Annotated in this window: 7 protein-coding genes; 6 read left to right on the top strand and 1 reads right to left on the bottom strand. The window is 70.5% G+C overall.

Annotation, left to right across the window (positions count from 1 at the left end; all coding sequences use genetic code 11):
- Window positions 1-348: 348 nt before the first annotated feature.
- Window positions 349-2,313, top strand: a complete 1,965-nt coding sequence (locus ACTWQI_RS08340; protein ID WP_443269336.1) for a M4 family metallopeptidase — start codon at window positions 349-351, stop codon at window positions 2,311-2,313.
- Window positions 2,314-2,495: 182 nt separating this feature from the next.
- On the opposite strand, the gene glgP is transcribed toward ACTWQI_RS08340, so the two are convergent.
- A complete protein-coding gene (gene glgP / locus ACTWQI_RS08335) occupies window positions 2,496-5,123 on the bottom strand; it encodes an alpha-glucan family phosphorylase (protein WP_443268948.1) in 2,628 nt (875 codons plus the stop codon).
- A 199-nt stretch (window positions 5,124-5,322) separates the two neighbouring features.
- Between glgP and ACTWQI_RS08330 the strand changes: the two genes are divergently transcribed.
- From ACTWQI_RS08330 to glgB, 5 genes are all read left to right on the top strand, one after another.
- Window positions 5,323-6,531 carry a S8 family peptidase gene (locus ACTWQI_RS08330; protein ID WP_443268946.1) on the top strand — a complete coding sequence of 403 codons (1,209 nt, stop codon included), beginning with the start codon at window positions 5,323-5,325 and terminating at the stop codon, window positions 6,529-6,531.
- A 331-nt stretch (window positions 6,532-6,862) separates the two neighbouring features.
- On the top strand, window positions 6,863-8,992 hold the full coding sequence (locus ACTWQI_RS08325; RefSeq protein ID WP_443268944.1) for a maltotransferase domain-containing protein: 2,130 nt from the start codon (window positions 6,863-6,865) through the stop codon (window positions 8,990-8,992).
- Window positions 8,989-10,743, top strand: coding sequence for a maltose alpha-D-glucosyltransferase (gene treS / locus ACTWQI_RS08320; protein ID WP_443268942.1), 1,755 nt, complete (start codon window positions 8,989-8,991; stop codon window positions 10,741-10,743). Before ACTWQI_RS08325 ends, treS begins: the two co-directional genes overlap by 4 nt.
- A gap of 319 nt (window positions 10,744-11,062) precedes the next feature.
- On the top strand, window positions 11,063-12,844 hold the full coding sequence (locus tag ACTWQI_RS08315; RefSeq protein WP_443268940.1) for a maltokinase N-terminal cap-like domain-containing protein: 1,782 nt from the start codon (window positions 11,063-11,065) through the stop codon (window positions 12,842-12,844).
- A 691-nt stretch (window positions 12,845-13,535) separates the two neighbouring features.
- On the top strand, window positions 13,536-15,770 hold the full coding sequence (glgB, locus tag ACTWQI_RS08310) for a 1,4-alpha-glucan branching enzyme (protein WP_443269335.1): 2,235 nt from the start codon (window positions 13,536-13,538) through the stop codon (window positions 15,768-15,770).
- Window positions 15,771-15,812 lie beyond the last annotated feature (42 nt).

Below are 15,812 nucleotides of genomic sequence, written 5' to 3'. Positions count from 1 at the left end.
TAGTGGCACGCTTCCCTCGACCGTGGCACAGCACCCCCCACTCATACCCAAGGCTGGCGCAGCGGTCGCGTCCCGCACGGCCGTACCTCCGCACGCTTCCCCCTGGGGGCACTCCCCCAGCTACCTCCCCCAGCTACGGCTGGGGGCGTTCCACGTGCACGTCAGGTTCCACCCGTTCTGCGAACTGCTGAGTTCTGCCCGGTGGCACAACCCTTGCCGTCCGGTAACCCCCCTGGGCATGTCCGATCGGGTCTGCCCGCAGCAGAAGGAGTCCGCGTGAGAAGCAACCCCCTCAGAGGCCCCCGGCGTCGCGCCGTGGCCACCGGCGCACTGGTCGCCGTGACGGCGATGCTCGCGGTCGGCGTCCAGACCGGCACCGCCACCGCGCGGCCGGACGCCGAGGCACGGGCCGATCGGGCCCTTGCCAAGCCCGATCCGGGCGCCCTGCCCGTCAAGCTCTCCCCGTCCCAGCGCGCGGAGTTGATCCGCGACGCACAGGCCACCCGGGCCGAGACCGGCGAGTCCCTCAACCTCGGCGCGAAAGAGAAGCTGGTCGCCCGTGATGTGGTGAAGAACGCCGACGGTTCGCTCCACACCCGCTACGAGCGCACCTATGCCGGCCTTCCGGTCCTCGGCGGCGACCTGATCGCCCATCAGTCCAAGGCGGGCGAGGTCAAGGGGGTCAACAAGGCCGTCAACTCCCGGATCTCCGTTCCGTCCACAGCTGCCGATGTCACGGCCGGGGCGGCCGAGGCGAAGGCCCTGAAGGCAGCGAAGTCCGAAGGGTCGAAGAACCGCAAGGCCGACCGGGCGCCGCGCAAGGTGGTCTGGGCGGCGAGCGGCAAGCCCGTACTCGCCTGGGAGACCGTCGTCGGCGGGCTGCAGCACGACGGCACCCCGAACGAACTGCACGTGATCACCGACGCGCGGACCGGGAAGACGCTGCACGAGTACCAGGCCGTCATGGAGGGCACCGGCAACAGCCAGTACAGCGGACAGGTGACCATCGGCACCTCGCAGTCCGGCGGCCAGTACCAGATGAACGACACCACCCGCGGCAACAGCAAGACGTACAACCTCAACCGCGGTACGTCCGGCACCGGCACCCTCTTCACCGACGCCGACGACACCTGGGGCAACGGCCAGCCGAGCGAGCCGCAGACCGCCGGTGTGGACGCCCACTTCGGCGCCCAGCTGACCTGGGACTACCTCAAGACCGTGCACGGGCGCAACGGCATACGCAACGACGGTGTCGCCGCGTACTCCCGAGTCCATTACGGCAACAACTATGTCAACGCCTTCTGGTCCGACGGCTGCTTCTGCATGACCTACGGCGACGGCTCCGGCAACGCCAAGCCGCTCACCTCCATCGACGTCGCGGCCCACGAGATGACGCACGGCCTCACCTCCGCCACCGCGAAGCTCGTCTACAGCGGCGAGTCCGGCGGCCTCAACGAGGCGACCTCGGACATTTTCGCGGCGGCCGTGGAGTTCTGGGCGAACAACCCCAAGGATCTCGGTGACTACCTCGTCGGCGAGAAGATCGATATCCATGGCAACGGCAATCCGCTGCGCTACATGGACAAGCCGAGCAGGGACGGCAAGTCCAAGGACAACTGGTACGCGGGGATAGGGAACATCGACGTCCACTACTCCTCCGGCCCGGCGAACCACTTCTTCTACCTGCTCTCCGAAGGCAGCGGCCAGAAGGTCATCAACGGGGTGACCTACGACTCGCCGACCTACGACAACCTGCCGGTCAAGGGCATCGGCCGGGCCAACGCCGAGAAGGTCTGGTTCAAGGCGCTGACCGAGCGCATGTCCTCCAACACCAACTACGCGGGGGCTCGTACGGCCACCCTGCAGGCCGCCGCCGACCTCTTCGGCCAGGACTCCGCCTCGTACAAGGAGGTGGCCAACGCCTGGGCCGCGGTGGCGGTCGGTAGCCGGGCCACCGACGGCGGCGGGGGCAGCAGCTTCGAGAACACCGCCGACGTGGCCATCCCGGACGCGGGCTCCGCGGTCACCTCAGCCGTCGCAGTCAGCCGCAGCGGCAACGCGCCGAGCGCCCTGACGGTGGATGTGGACATCGTCCACACCTACCGCGGCGACCTGGTGATCGACCTGGTCGCGCCGGACGGCACCGCATACCGGCTGAAGAACTCCAGCTCCTCCGACTCGGCGGACAACGTCAAGGCGACGTACGCGGTGGACGCCTCCTCCGAGGCGGCGGGCGGCACCTGGAACCTCCGCGTCCAGGACGTCTACTCCGCGGACACCGGCTACATCAACAGCTGGAAGGTGACCTTCTGACAGCTCGGTGACCGCTCGGTGACACCAGGGTCCCGACCAGCCGGCGGTACCCGGGGGTGCCCCTTCCACGCCCCCCGGGTACCGCCTTACCGCTCCGCCACGCGACCCTGCGCATCGGATGCCGGGCCGCATCACATCAAGTGCGGGATGTGATGCGGCTTTTCCACGAGCGCGGACCGGCCCTATCGCATCAGCACTCCGGCCGCCTCCCCGGTGGTCTCCGACGGCACGGCGACCAGCCCCAGTTCCGCCGGGCAGGCCAGCAGCCGGTGCGAGGGAAGGATCCGCACGGTGTAGCCGAAGGGGCCGGTGCGGTTCAGCGCGAGCGGCCCCTCGTACAGCCGACGCCCTTCGGTGTCCGTCCCGCCCGTCGGTTTGAGCGGCACGGCCACGGAGTCCGTGATCCGATCCTCCCCGTCGACCCGGCCGGCGACGGCCTGAACTTCGACGTCGTCGGGCCCCAGGTCCGCGAGGGCGACCCGGACCCGCAGCGCCAGCGTGGCGCCGAGCTCGGCGCTGCCGCCCACTTCGGTGGCGGCCGAGGCCTCCACATGGTCGACGGCGACCCGCGGCCAGGCGGCGCGCACCCGGGCCTTCCAGGCGGCCAGTTCCCGCGCCGCCTCCTCGTCGAGCGTGCGGTGGGCCCGGGCGGCGGGCGCGTACAGCCGCTCCACGTACTCGCGGACCATCCGCCCCGCCAGCACTTTGGGACCGAGGGAGACGAGGGTCTGCCGGACCATCTCGATCCAACGGTCGGGCAACCCGCTGCGGCCCCGGTCGTAGAAGCACGGCGCGACCCGCTCCTCCAGCAGCTTGTAGAGCGCGACCGCCTCCAGATCGTCGCGGCGCTCCTCGCTGGTGGCTGAGCCGTCGGCGGTCGGAACGGCCCAGCCGAAGTCCGGCTCGTACCATTCGTCCCACCAGCCGTCCAGCACCGAGAGGTTGAGGGCCCCGTTGAGCGCGGCCTTCATGCCGGAGGTGCCGCACGCCTCCAGCGGGCGGAGCGGATTGTTCAGCCAGACGTCGCAGCCGGGGTAGAGCTTCTGGGCCATCGCCATGCCGTAGTCGGGCAGAAAGACGATGCGCTGCCGCACCCGCGGGTCGTCGGAGAACTTGACCAGGTCCTGGACGAGCCGCTTGCCGCTGTCGTCGGCCGGGTGCGCCTTGCCCGCGACCACGATCTGGACCGGCCGCTCGGGGTGGAGCAGCAGCCGCATCAGCCGGTCGCGGTCGCGCAGCATGAGGGTGAGCCGCTTGTAGGAGGGGACGCGGCGGGCGAAGCCGATGGTGAGAACGTCCGGGTCCAGTACGCCGTCGATCCAGCCGAGTTCCGCGGTGCCCGCGCCGCGCTGCCGCCAGGATGCGTACAGCCGGGTGCGGACCTCTTCGATCAGTTGCTCACGCAGGGTCCGGCGCAGCTCCCAGATCTCCTCACCGGGAATGTCGGCGAGCGCGTCCCAGCTAGGCGAGGCGCCACCGGCGAGGGCGTCCTCGGCGTGGTCGAGGCCGACCTGGCGGGCACCGAGTTCGAGGACCTCCGGGGCGACCCAGGTGGGCGCGTGCACACCGTTGGTCACCGAGGTGATCGGCACCTCCTCCGGGTCGAAGCCCGGCCAGAGGCCTGCGAACATCTCCCGGCTGACCTTGCCGTGCAGGGTGCTCACGCCGTTCGCCCGCTGGGCGAGGCGCAGGCCCATCACGGCCATGTTGAAGAGATTGGGTTCCCCGCCCGGGTAGGTCTCCATGCCGAGCCCGAGGATCCGGCCGAGGTCGACGCCCGGCAGCTCGCCGCCCTCGCCGAAGTGCCGGGCGACGAGCTCCCGATCGAACCGGTCGATACCGGCGGGAACAGGCGTATGGGTGGTGAAAAGCGTCCCGGCCCGAACGGCTTCGAGGGCGGCGTCGAAGTCCAGGCCCCCCTCGCCGAGCTCACGGATCCGTTCGAGGCCGAGGAGGCCGGCGTGGCCTTCGTTGGTGTGGAAGACCTCCGGCGCGGGGTGCCCGGTGAGCCAGCAGTACGTACGGACGGCGCGGACACCGCCGATGCCGAGCAGCATCTCCTGGAGCAGCCGGTGTTCGCTGCCCCCGCCGTAGAGCCGGTCGGTGACATCGCGCTCGCCGGGGCCGTTCTCCTCCACATCGGAGTCCAGCAGCAGCAAGGGCACCCGGCCCACCCGGGCCTGCCAGATATACGCGCGCAGCGATCGGCCGCCGGGCAGGGCGAGGGCGACTTGGCTGGGCCTGCCGTCGGGCTCGCGGAGCATGGACAGCGGCAGCTCGTTGGGGTCGAGCACCGGGTACTGCTCCTGCTGCCATCCCTCGCGGGAGAGGGACTGCCGGAAGTAGCCGTGCCGGTAGAGCAGTCCGACGCCGATGAGGGGAACGCCGAGGTCACTGGCGGCCTTGAGATGGTCGCCGGCGAGAATGCCGAGGCCGCCGGAGTACTGCGGGAGGGCTGCGGTGATGCCGAACTCGGGCGAAAAGTAGGCAATGGCCGCAGGCAGCTCGGGGTCTGCGGTCTGGTACCAGCGCTGTCCTACGAGATAGTCGTCGAGGTCGTCGGCCGCTGCCGCCAGCCGCCGGAGGAAACGGCGGTCCTCGGCGAGGTCGGCGAGCCGCGAGGCGGATACCGAACCGAGCAGCCGCACGGGGTCTCCCCCGGCTGCCTGCCAGCCCTCCGGGTCGACGGCCTGGAAGAGCTCGCGGGTCTCAGGGTGCCAGGACCAGCGCAGATTACGCGCCAGCTCACTGAGCGGTCGTAGGGATTCCGGAAGGACGGGGCGCACGCTGAATCGACGAATGGCCTTCACGCTTCGACGGTAGCCGCGCCCCGCCGCCGGTCACCACGGCGCACGGCCGCCAGTGCTTCCATGCGCCCGAACGGTCGCGTCCTATCTCCTCCCGCGGCCCATAGCGGCGATTTCCAGCCTGCGCAAGGTCTTGTACTGGCGCGTAACTGGCGAGATTCTGTCGCGAACGCACCCCAGTGCCGACGAAGGGACCTTCAGCATGGCACCGACGCGACCCCACTTCCGACGCGCGGCACTCCTGACAGCAGTCGCCACAACCGCCGCGCTGGCAGTCGGCACACTCCCCGCTCGCGGCGCACCCACCGAGGGGCGAATACTCGGCGCCGGCTCGCCCGGCGCGATCAGCGGAAGCTACATCGTCACACTGAAGTCCGGCTCCGAGGGGCTCACCGCTGCCTCCGACGCCGGCAAGGCGCTCGTCCAGAAGTACGGCGCGACCATACGTCACACCTTCAGCACGGCGCTCAATGGATACGCCGTCCGCCTCACCGCACCGCAGGCCCTGCTTCTCGCCGCCGACCCGCAGGTCGCCTCCGTGGCCCAGGACACCAAAGTGTCCGTGCAGGACACCCAGCCCAACCCGCCGTCCTGGGGCCTGGACCGGATCGACCAGCCGGACCTCCCGCTGGACAAGTCGTACACCTCGCCGGCCGGTGGGGGCGCGGGCGCGACGGCGTACATCATCGACACCGGGGTGCGCACCACCCACCAGGACTTCGGCGGCCGGGCGACCAGCGGCCGGGACTTCGTCGACAACGACGCGACCGCGCAGGACGGCAACGGTCACGGCACGCATGTCGCGGCGACCGTGGCCGGCACTGCCTACGGCGTGGCGAAGAAGGCCGACATCGTTGCTGTACGGGTGCTGAACGACGAGGGTTCCGGTTCCACCTCCCAGGTCGTCGCCGGCATCGACTGGGTGGCCAAGAACGCGAAGAAGCCGGCGGTGGCCAATATGAGCCTGGGCGGCCCGGCCAACTCCGCTCTCGACACCGCGGTGCGCAATGCGATCGCCAGCGGGGTGACCTTCGCGATCGCAGCGGGCAACGACTCGCTCCCCGCGGACCTCACATCACCCGCCCGGGTCAGTGAGGCCATAACAGTCGGTGCGACGGACAAGACCGACAACCGGGCGTACTTCTCCAACTGGGGCAGCAAGCTGGATCTGTTCGCCCCCGGTGCGGGCATCACGGCGGCCTGGAACACCTCCGACACCGCGTCGAACACCATCTCCGGCACGTCGATGGCCACCCCGCACGTGGCCGGCGGCGCCGCGCTCCACCTTGCGGCCCACCCGACGGCGAGCCCGGCCGAGGTGGCGAAGGCCCTGGCCGACAAGGCTGCTGCGGGCAAGGTCAAGCTCGAGGGACTGGGGTCCCCCAACCTCCTGCTGCAAGTGAACAACTGACCGACTCACGTCTCCGCTTTCGGTCACCACAGGACCGGTCCCGCGCCCTCGGCGCGGGGCCGGTCCGTGTTTTTACCCTTACGCCGCGGTAGGCCCTGCGCAGCCGGATTGCACCCCAGGCAACTCTGGGCAGTCTCCCCCGGTGGGGTCCGCCCGCCGCAGGTAGGGGGAAATCTCGCGCCCCTGAACGGCCCCCGCACCACACAGTCGCCCACCTGAGTGAACGCGGACAGGAGCGCCCATGCCCGCAGCCAGCACGTCGTCAGTGAAGAAGATAGAAAGTACAAAAGCCCACAAAGTGGCTGACGTCGCAACACCTCCAGGTGATCTCGTGATCGGACGCATCCCCGTACTCGACATCCGCCCGCTCGTGGACTGCGGGCGGCGCCCGGCCAAGGCGGTGGTGGGCGAGAGCTTTGAGGTCACCGCCACCGTCTTCCGCGAGGGCCACGACGCGGTGGCCGCGAATGTGGTCCTGCGCGACCCGGCGGGCCGGGCCGGCCCCTGGACGCCGATGCGGGAGCTCGCGCCGGGCACCGACCGCTGGGGTGCCGAGGTCACACCGGATGTCGAAGGCCGCTGGAGCTACACGGTCGAGGCGTGGAGCGATCCGATCGCCACCTGGCGCCACCACGCCGGGATCAAGATTCCGGCCGGGATCGACACCGACCTCGTGCTGACCGAGGGCGCCGCGCTGCACGAGCAAGCGGCGGCCGGGGTTCCCAAGAGTGCGGGCCGCGAATGCGTGCTGCGGGCGGTGGACGCACTGCGCGACGAACAGCGCCCGGCCACGGCCCGGCTGGCGGCGGCGCTCACCCCCGAGGTCGTCACCGTGCTGGACCGTCATCCGCTGCGCGAGTTGGTCACCCCCGGACGCGGGCTGCCCCTCCAGGTCGAGCGCCGGCGCGCGCTGTACGGGTCGTGGTACGAGCTCTTCCCCCGCTCCGAGGGCGCGGTGGTGAAGCCGGGTCGCCCTCCGGTCAGCGGAACCTTCCGTACGGCCGCCGAACGGCTGCCCTCCGTCGCCGCCATGGGTTTCGACGTGGTCTATCTCCCGCCCATCCACCCGATCGGCACCGCCTACCGCAAGGGCCCCAACAACACCCTCTCGGCGGGACCGCACGACGTCGGCTCACCCTGGGCGATCGGCTCGACCGAGGGCGGCCATGACACCGTCCACCCCGAGCTGGGCACCCTGGCGGATTTCGACCACTTCGTACGCACCGCGCACGATCTGCGGATGGAAGTGGCGCTGGACTTCGCGCTGCAGTGCTCGCCCGACCATCCCTGGGCCCTCAAGCACCCCGAGTGGTTCCACCACCGGGCCGACGGCACCATCGCCTACGCCGAGAACCCGCCGAAGAAGTACCAGGACATCTATCCGATCGCCTTCGACGCGGACATGCGCGGGCTCGTCCAGGAGACCCTGCGGATCCTTCGCTTCTGGATGGACCACGGGGTGCGGATCTTCCGGGTCGACAACCCGCACACCAAGCCCGTGTCCTTCTGGGAGAAGGTCATCGGCGACATCAACCGCCACGCCCCCGATGTCATCTTCCTCGCCGAGGCGTTCACCAGGCCCGCCATGATGCACACCCTCGCCGCGGTCGGCTTCCAGCAGTCCTACACGTACTTCACCTGGCGCAACACCAAACAGGAGCTCACCGAATACCTCACCGAACTGTCGGGCGAGGCCGCGGCGTACATGCGGCCCAACTTCTTTGTGAATACCCCGGACATCCTGCACGCGTACCTCCAGGAGGGCGGCCGGCCCGCCTTCGAGGTCCGCGCGGTCCTCGCCGCCACGCTCTCCCCCACCTGGGGCGTCTACGCCGGCTATGAGCTCTGCGAGAACACCCCGCTGCGACCGGGCAGCGAGGAGTACCTGAACTCGGAGAAGTACGAGCTGCGCCCGCGCGACTGGGAGACGGCCGAACGCGAGAACCGTACGATCGCCCCGCTCATCACCGCGCTCAACCGGATCCGGCGCCGTCACCCGGCGCTCCAGCAGCTCCGCCGGCTGCATTTCCACTCGGTCGACAACGACGCGGTGATCGCCTACTCCAAGCGCGCAGGAGGCGGCACCACGGACACCGTCCTCACCGTCGTCAACCTCGACCCCCACCACACCCAGGAGGCGACGGTCTCGTTGGACATGCCGGAACTCGGCCTGGACTGGCACGAGTCCGCCCCGGTGCGCGACGAGCTCACCGGTGAGACCTACCACTGGGGCAGGGCCAACTATGTGCGCCTCGAGCCGGGCATCAGGCCCGCGCACGTACTGTCCGGTTTCGGGTCCGGGAACCTGCGGCATCAGCTACCGCCCGGCGCGGCGGACGGACTCTCCCCGCTGCGTCCTGGGAAAGGCGGCGGGGGGAGGCCGATGGGCGAGGGACAGAGCCCGGACGAGCACAGCGCCCTGCGACCGTCCTCACCGATCGGAGGGTCACCCACAACATGATCGTCAACGAGCCCGTCCAGGACACCTTCGAGGACACGCCGGCCAGGGACCGCGACCCCGACTGGTTCAAACGCGCCGTCTTCTACGAAGTGCTCGTCCGTTCCTTCCAGGACAGCAACGGTGACGGCATCGGGGACCTGAAAGGCCTCACCGCCAAACTCGACTACCTCCAATGGCTCGGCGTGGACTGCCTCTGGCTGCCGCCGTTCTTCAAGTCCCCGCTCCGGGACGGCGGCTACGACGTCTCGGACTACACCGCGGTGCTCCCCGAGTTCGGTGACCTCGCCGACTTCGTGGAGTTCGTCGACGCCGCACACCAGCGCGGCATGCGCGTGATCATCGACTTCGTGATGAACCACACCAGCGACCAGCACCCGTGGTTCCAGGAGTCGCGGCGAGACCCCGGCGGGCCGTACGGCGACTACTACGTCTGGGCCGACGACGACAAGCAGTACCAGGACGCGCGGATCATCTTCGTCGACACCGAGGCCTCCAACTGGACCTTCGACCCGGTGCGCAAGCAGTACTACTGGCACCGCTTCTTCTCCCACCAGCCGGACCTCAACTTCGAGAACCCGGCCGTTCAGGAGGAGATCATCTCGGCGCTCCGGTTCTGGCTCGACCTCGGCATCGACGGCTTCCGGCTGGACGCCGTGCCCTACCTCTACGCCGAGGAGGGCACCGACTGCGAGAACCTGCCGCAAACCCACGAGATGCTCAAGCGGGTCCGCGCCGAGATCGACGCGCACTACCCGGACACCGTGCTGCTCGCCGAGGCCAACCAGTGGCCCGAGGACGTCGTCGACTACTTCGGCGACTACACCAAGGGCGGCGACGAGTGCCACATGGCCTTCCACTTCCCGGTCATGCCGCGGATCTTCATGGCGGTGCGCAGAGAGTCGCGATACCCCGTCTCGGAAATCCTCGCCAAGACCCCGGCCATCCCGTCCGGCTGCCAATGGGGCATCTTCCTCCGCAACCACGACGAGCTGACCCTCGAGATGGTCACGGACGAAGAGCGCGACTACATGTACGCGGAGTACGCCAAGGACCCGCGGATGCGCGCCAACATCGGCATCCGCCGCCGACTCGCGCCGCTGCTGGACAACGACCGCAACCAGATCGAGCTCTTCACCGCCCTGCTGCTGTCCCTGCCCGGCTCACCGATCCTCTATTACGGCGACGAGATCGGCATGGGCGACAACATCTGGCTGGGTGACCGGGACGCGGTCCGTACGCCGATGCAGTGGACGCCGGACCGCAACGCCGGTTTCTCCTCCTGCGATCCCGGGCGGCTCTATCTGCCGACCATCATGGACCCGGTCTACGGCTACCAGGTCACCAACGTCGAGGCGTCCATGAGCAGCCCCTCGTCGCTGCTCCACTGGACCCGCCGGATGATCGAGATCCGTAAACAGAATCCCGCGTTCGGCCTCGGCTCGTACATCGAACTGCCGTCCAGCAACCCGGCCGTGCTCGCCTTCCTGCGCGAGGCGCCTTCCCGTGACGGGCAGGGGGACGATCTGGTGCTCTGCGTCAACAACTTCTCGCGCTTCCCGCAGCCCACCGAGCTGGATCTCCAGTCCTTCAACGGGCGGCACCCGGTGGAGCTGATCGGCGGGGTGCGCTTCCCGGCGATCGGCGAGCTGCCGTATCTGCTCACCCTCGCGGGGCACGGGTTCTACTGGTTCCGGCTGCGGCGGCCGGGGGCTCCGGTCCCCGCCGTGAGCGGCAGCGCACCCGCGAGCTGAGCCCGCTGTCCGCTCCACCTCTCGGTCCGTAGGGAAGTCCGCTCCTGCGGTCGAAGGGGGCGATCCCGTGGCGGGCCGGACCATCCGGTTTCTTCCGTCCCGCCATGGGCAGTCTCTCCCATACCTCCTGCAGGGGGCACCCCCAGCCAGCAGTAGCTGGGGGAGATTAGGCCAATCCGCCTACCTGTACGGACGATCCTCACCCGACACGTCCCGCACCGCCGGACAGCCGCCCCCATGGCTCTCAGCATGGGGTGACCCGCACGCAATCCGGGACACTCTGGCCCTCCGTGGGTGCCCGGGGAAAGGACGCGACGCCATGTCGGAAGGCTCGACCCGCGCCAACCCGACCCGTGTGGCCACCCCTGCCCCGGCGTCCGGTTCCGTCGGACCCTCCCTCACTCTGCTGCCCTCGCTCGTACCGCTGCTGCGCGAATGGCTGCCCCGCCAACGGTGGTTCGCGGGCAAGGGACGGTCCATCACGGGCTTCTCGCTCGGCTCCGCCACCGAGCTGCTGCCCTGCGGGGCGGGCGGCGCGGCTCCAGGGCTGCTTCATCTGCTGGTCAAGGCCCACCAGTCCGGGCCGCAGCCGGCCGAGCCCCGGACCGAGGACTGCTACCAACTCCTGCTCGGGATGCGCTCCGTCCTCCCGCCCCACCTGGCCCACGCCCTGATCGGCCGCCCCACCGGAGGTCCCCTGCAGGGCCGTACGGTCTACGAGGCCCTCCAGGATCCGCGACTGGCGGTGCTGCTGCTCGAGCGGCTGCGGGTGCCGGGGCGGCTCGGCACGCTCCGCTTCAGCCGCGCCCCGTCCACCGCCATCCCCTCCGGCCTCCCGCCGCAGCCGCTGGCCGTCGACCAGTCCAACTCCTCGGTGGTGTACGGCGACGCGTACATCCTGAAGGTCTTCCGGCGCGTGGGATCCGGGGTCAATCCCGACCTGGAGCTGCCGCTGGCGCTGGCCCGTGCGGGCTGCGACCGGGTGCCGCACCCGACGGCGTGGTTCGAGACCACGGCCGAGGCCGGGCCACCGGGCACCACTCCCCCGGCAGAACCGATGACCCTCGGCATCCTGCAGCCCTACCTGCCCGGATCCGTCGACGGCTGGGAGCTCGCGCTGAACTCCCTGGCGAAACGGGAGCACTTCACCGTATCGGCATGGGCGCTCGGCCGGGCCACGGCCGAGGTGCACACGGCGCTGGCCGCCGCACTGCCCAACGCCGTGCTCGGGCGGCAACAGATCGAGCAGCTGGCCGCGGGCATGGCGGACCGCCTCGACGCGGCGGCGGCCGCGGTTCCGGCGCTGCGTCCGTACCGCGATCCGCTGCGCGTGGCCTTCGACGAGTTCGCCGATCTTGGCCGGCGCGGCCGCACCTGGCCGGCCCAGCGCATCCACGGCGATCTGCACCTCGGACAGACGCTGCGCACCGCCCGGAGGGGCTGCTGGGCATTGATCGACTTCGAGGGCGAGCCGGCCCGGCCGATCGCCGAGCGCCGCCGCCTGCAGCCGGTGGCGCGCGATATCGCCGGGATGCTCCGCTCCTTCGACTACGCGGCCCGTACGTACGGCCTGTCGCACGCCGCCTCCGGCTGGGCTCAGGAGTGGGCACGGCGCAGCCGCGCGGCCTACTGCGACGGCTACGCGGAGGCGGCGGGCGTCGACCTGCGCCAGGATCCGGAGCTGATGCGTGCGTACGAGACCGACAAGGCGGTGTACGAGGTGCTGTACGAGGCGCGGCACCGGCCCGACTGGCTCCCGGTCCCGATGGCCGCGATCCACCGGCTGGCCGGCTTCCCGGACAGGCCGGTGCGGGACGGGCCGGGGGCAGCGGGCGTACCCGGCGCGCCCGCGATCCCGCGCGCCGGGATGAGTCGGAACGCCACCGCTCCGGAAGCACCGCGTGCCCCCGCCCGGCAGCCAAACCTGCGGGAGCCCTCCACCGCGGCGGGGCCGTCGGCCCCGGATAGCGGAACCCCTTCGGTAACCAGGCCCGCTCCAGGTGCCGGAACCGCGCCCGCGGGCCAATCTGGTACGGACGTCCGGTCCGCACCCGGAACCCCGAGGCCGGCAGCCGGAAGTCCACCCGCGCCGTCCACATGACCCTCCCCCAGAGATTCGCCTGGGGGTACCCCCAACTCCGGGCTACTTGTCACCCATCGGGGTGGCCCGGGGCCTGGGGGTACCCGGCGAAGCTCTGGGGAGTGAGGACGATGCCTCGCTGCTCCACCTCCCGCGCCCGGGAGGCCGCTCCGCCGCCGAACGGCGTACCTCGCCGTTTACTCCGAGGAGGCCCCAAGCCGTGACCGCCCGCCGCCGATCGCCCGCCCCTCGTCCCTCCGACACAGCCCGCCCGAACCGTGCGGAGGCCCGGAAGGACCACCGGCCGCATGCCACTCCGGCGACGGACGGCCCCGCGCACCTCCCGAACGAGGGCGGCGAGGACACTCCCCCTGGGGTACCCCCAGCGGTAGCTGGGGGAGGGCCTACCGCCGAGGGGACCCCCACCCGGGCCGTTAGCCCCAGGGGAACTACCTCCCCCAGCTACCGCTGGGAGGGGCCCCCAGAGGGTGCCCCCAGGCCCGCTACGACTGGGAAGTCCTCCGCAACCGGCTCCCCCGCCGGGCGGGCGGCCGGCGATCCCGCGCCCCGGAAGCGCAAAACCGCGGGCCGCCCATCCGCCCAACGCCCGGCGGCACGGCCCACGTTGGCCGATCCCGACGCGGCGCCGGGCGCCGGGAAGGACGCTCCCCCAGAGCTTCGCCTGGGCGGTATCCCCAGCGGCGGGGCGGGCGTGCGGCCCGCGCCGCCGTTGGACCCCGGTGACCGGCACCGGCTGTTCGACGGGACCCACCACGATCCGCATGCTCTGCTCGGCGCCCATCCCACCGCCGGCGGCGTCGTCTTCCGTGCCCTGCGGCCGTTCGCGCGGTCCGTGACCGTTCTGGCGGGCGGGCTGCTCGCGGAGCTGCCATCCGAGGAGGACGGCCTCTTCGCGGCGCTCCTGCCCCTGAGTGAGATCCCGGACTACCGGCTCCGGGTCGTGTACGGCGACGGTGACGGTGACAGGCATGGTGCCGGCGGTGAGGCCGACGACGGGTCCGCGACCCACGATCCGTACTCCTTCCTGCCCGCCCTCGGCGACCTCGATCTGCATCTGATCTCCGAAGGCCGCCACGAGCAACTGTGGAAGGCACTCGGCGCGCACCCGATGACCCACCAGGGCGTGGCCGGCACCCGGTTCACCGTGTGGGCCCCGAACGCCCGTGGTGTGCGCCTGGTCGGGGAGTTCAACTACTGGGACGGCAGCACTGGATTCCCCATGCGGTCGCTGGGCTCCTCGGGCGTCTGGGAGCTGTTCATGCCGGGCATGGGCGAGGGCGCGCTCTACAAATTCGAGATCACGGGTCCTGACGGCTCGCGCTCGTTGCGGGCCGACCCGATGGCCCGCCGCACCCAATGCCCGCCCGACACCGCGTCGATCGTCACGGCCTCCCACCACACATGGGGCGACGAGGAGTGGATGGCGAACCGGCCCAAGCGGCGCATCCACGAGTCGCCGTTCTCGGTCTACGAGGTGCACCTCGCCTCCTGGCGGCCCGGACTGACGTACCGGCAGCTCGCCGAGCAGCTTCCGGCGTATGTGAAGGAGCTGGGCTTCACCCATGTCGAGCTGATGCCGGTCGCCGAGCACCCCTACAGCCCGTCCTGGGGCTACCAGGTCACCTCGTACTACGCGCCCACCGCGCGGCTGGGCACGCCCGACGATTTCAAGTACCTGGTCGACGCCCTGCACCGGGCCGGGATCGGCGTGCTGGTCGACTGGGTTCCCGCGCACTTCCCGAAGGACGACTGGGCTCTGGCCCGCTTCGACGGGACCCCGCTGTACGAGCACGCGGACCCGTCCCGCGCCGAGCATCCCGACTGGGGGACGCTCGAGTTCGACTACGGGCGCCGGGAGGTCCGCAACTTCCTGGTCGCGAACGCCGTCTACTGGTGCGAGGAGTTCCACATCGACGGCCTGCGGGTGGACGCCGTCGCCTCGATGCTCTACCTCGACTACTCGCGCGAGGACGGCCAGTGGTCGCCGAACGCGTACGGCGGCCGCGAGAACCTCGACGCCGTCGCCTTCCTGCAGGAGATGAACGCGACGGTCTACCGGCGCTGCCCGGGCGTGGTGACGATCGCCGAGGAGTCCACGGCCTGGGACGGGGTCACCCGCGCCACGCATCATGTGGGTCCTGGCGGCTTCGGCGGGCTCGGCTTCGGCCTGAAGTGGAACATGGGCTGGATGCACGACTCGCTCGGCTACATGGCGAAGGAGCCGATCCATCGGAAGTACCACCACAACGAGATGACCTTCTCGATGGTGTACGCGTACAGCGAGAACTATGTGCTGCCCATCTCGCACGACGAGGTGGTGCACGGCAAGCAGGCCCTGGTGTCGAAGATGCCGGGCGACTGGTGGCAGCGGCGCGCCAACCACCGCGCGTATCTGGGCTTCATGTGGGCGCACCCCGGCAAGCAGCTGCTCTTCATGGGCCAGGAGTTCGCCCAGGGCGCGGAGTGGTCTCAGGCGCACGGCCCGGAGTGGTGGCTGATGGACGACACGTACCACTCGGCCGGCGACCATCGTGGCGTCCGCGCCCTGGTGCGCGACCTCAACCGGATCTATGTCGATCAGCCCGCCCTCTGGGAGCGCGACAGCGACCCGTCGGGGTTCGCCTGGGTCGAGGCGGACGCGGCGGCCGACAACGTCTTCGCCTTCCTGCGGCACGACGCCTTTGGCAACCCGCTGCTGTGCGTGAGCAACCTCTCCCCGGTGGTCCGCCATGACTACCGCCTCGGCGTCCCGAGCCACGACGCCGGCTGGCAGGAGATCCTCAACACGGACGCGGCACGCTACGCGGGCAGCGATGTCGTCAACCCCGATCTGCTGAAGCCGGAACCGACCCCGTGGCACGGCCGCTCCTCGAGCATCCTCGCTGTGCTGCCGCCGCTGGCGACGATCTGGCTGCGGCCGACGTAAGGCGGGGCGGTCGCCAACGCCCTCGCCGGGGTCGCGGCGAGG

It is taken from the genome of Streptomyces sp. KR80 (genome assembly GCF_052245555.1).
Taxonomy (GTDB): domain Bacteria; phylum Actinomycetota; class Actinomycetes; order Streptomycetales; family Streptomycetaceae; genus Streptomyces.
The sequence above is the reverse complement of the archived record's forward strand: the minus strand, read 5'-3'. Positions and strand labels throughout refer to the sequence as shown.

Excerpts from the sequence above, each read along its gene's own strand:
- ACTWQI_RS08340 (WP_443269336.1), top strand. The coding sequence starts at position 349 with ATGCTCGCGGTCGGCGTCCAGACCGGCACCGCCACCGCGCGGCCGGAC.
- ACTWQI_RS08330 (WP_443268946.1), top strand. The coding sequence starts at position 5,323 with ATGGCACCGACGCGACCCCACTTCCGACGCGCGGCACTCCTGACAGCA.
- treS (WP_443268942.1), top strand. The coding sequence starts at position 8,989 with ATGATCGTCAACGAGCCCGTCCAGGACACCTTCGAGGACACGCCGGCC.
- ACTWQI_RS08315 (WP_443268940.1), top strand. The coding sequence starts at position 11,063 with ATGTCGGAAGGCTCGACCCGCGCCAACCCGACCCGTGTGGCCACCCCT.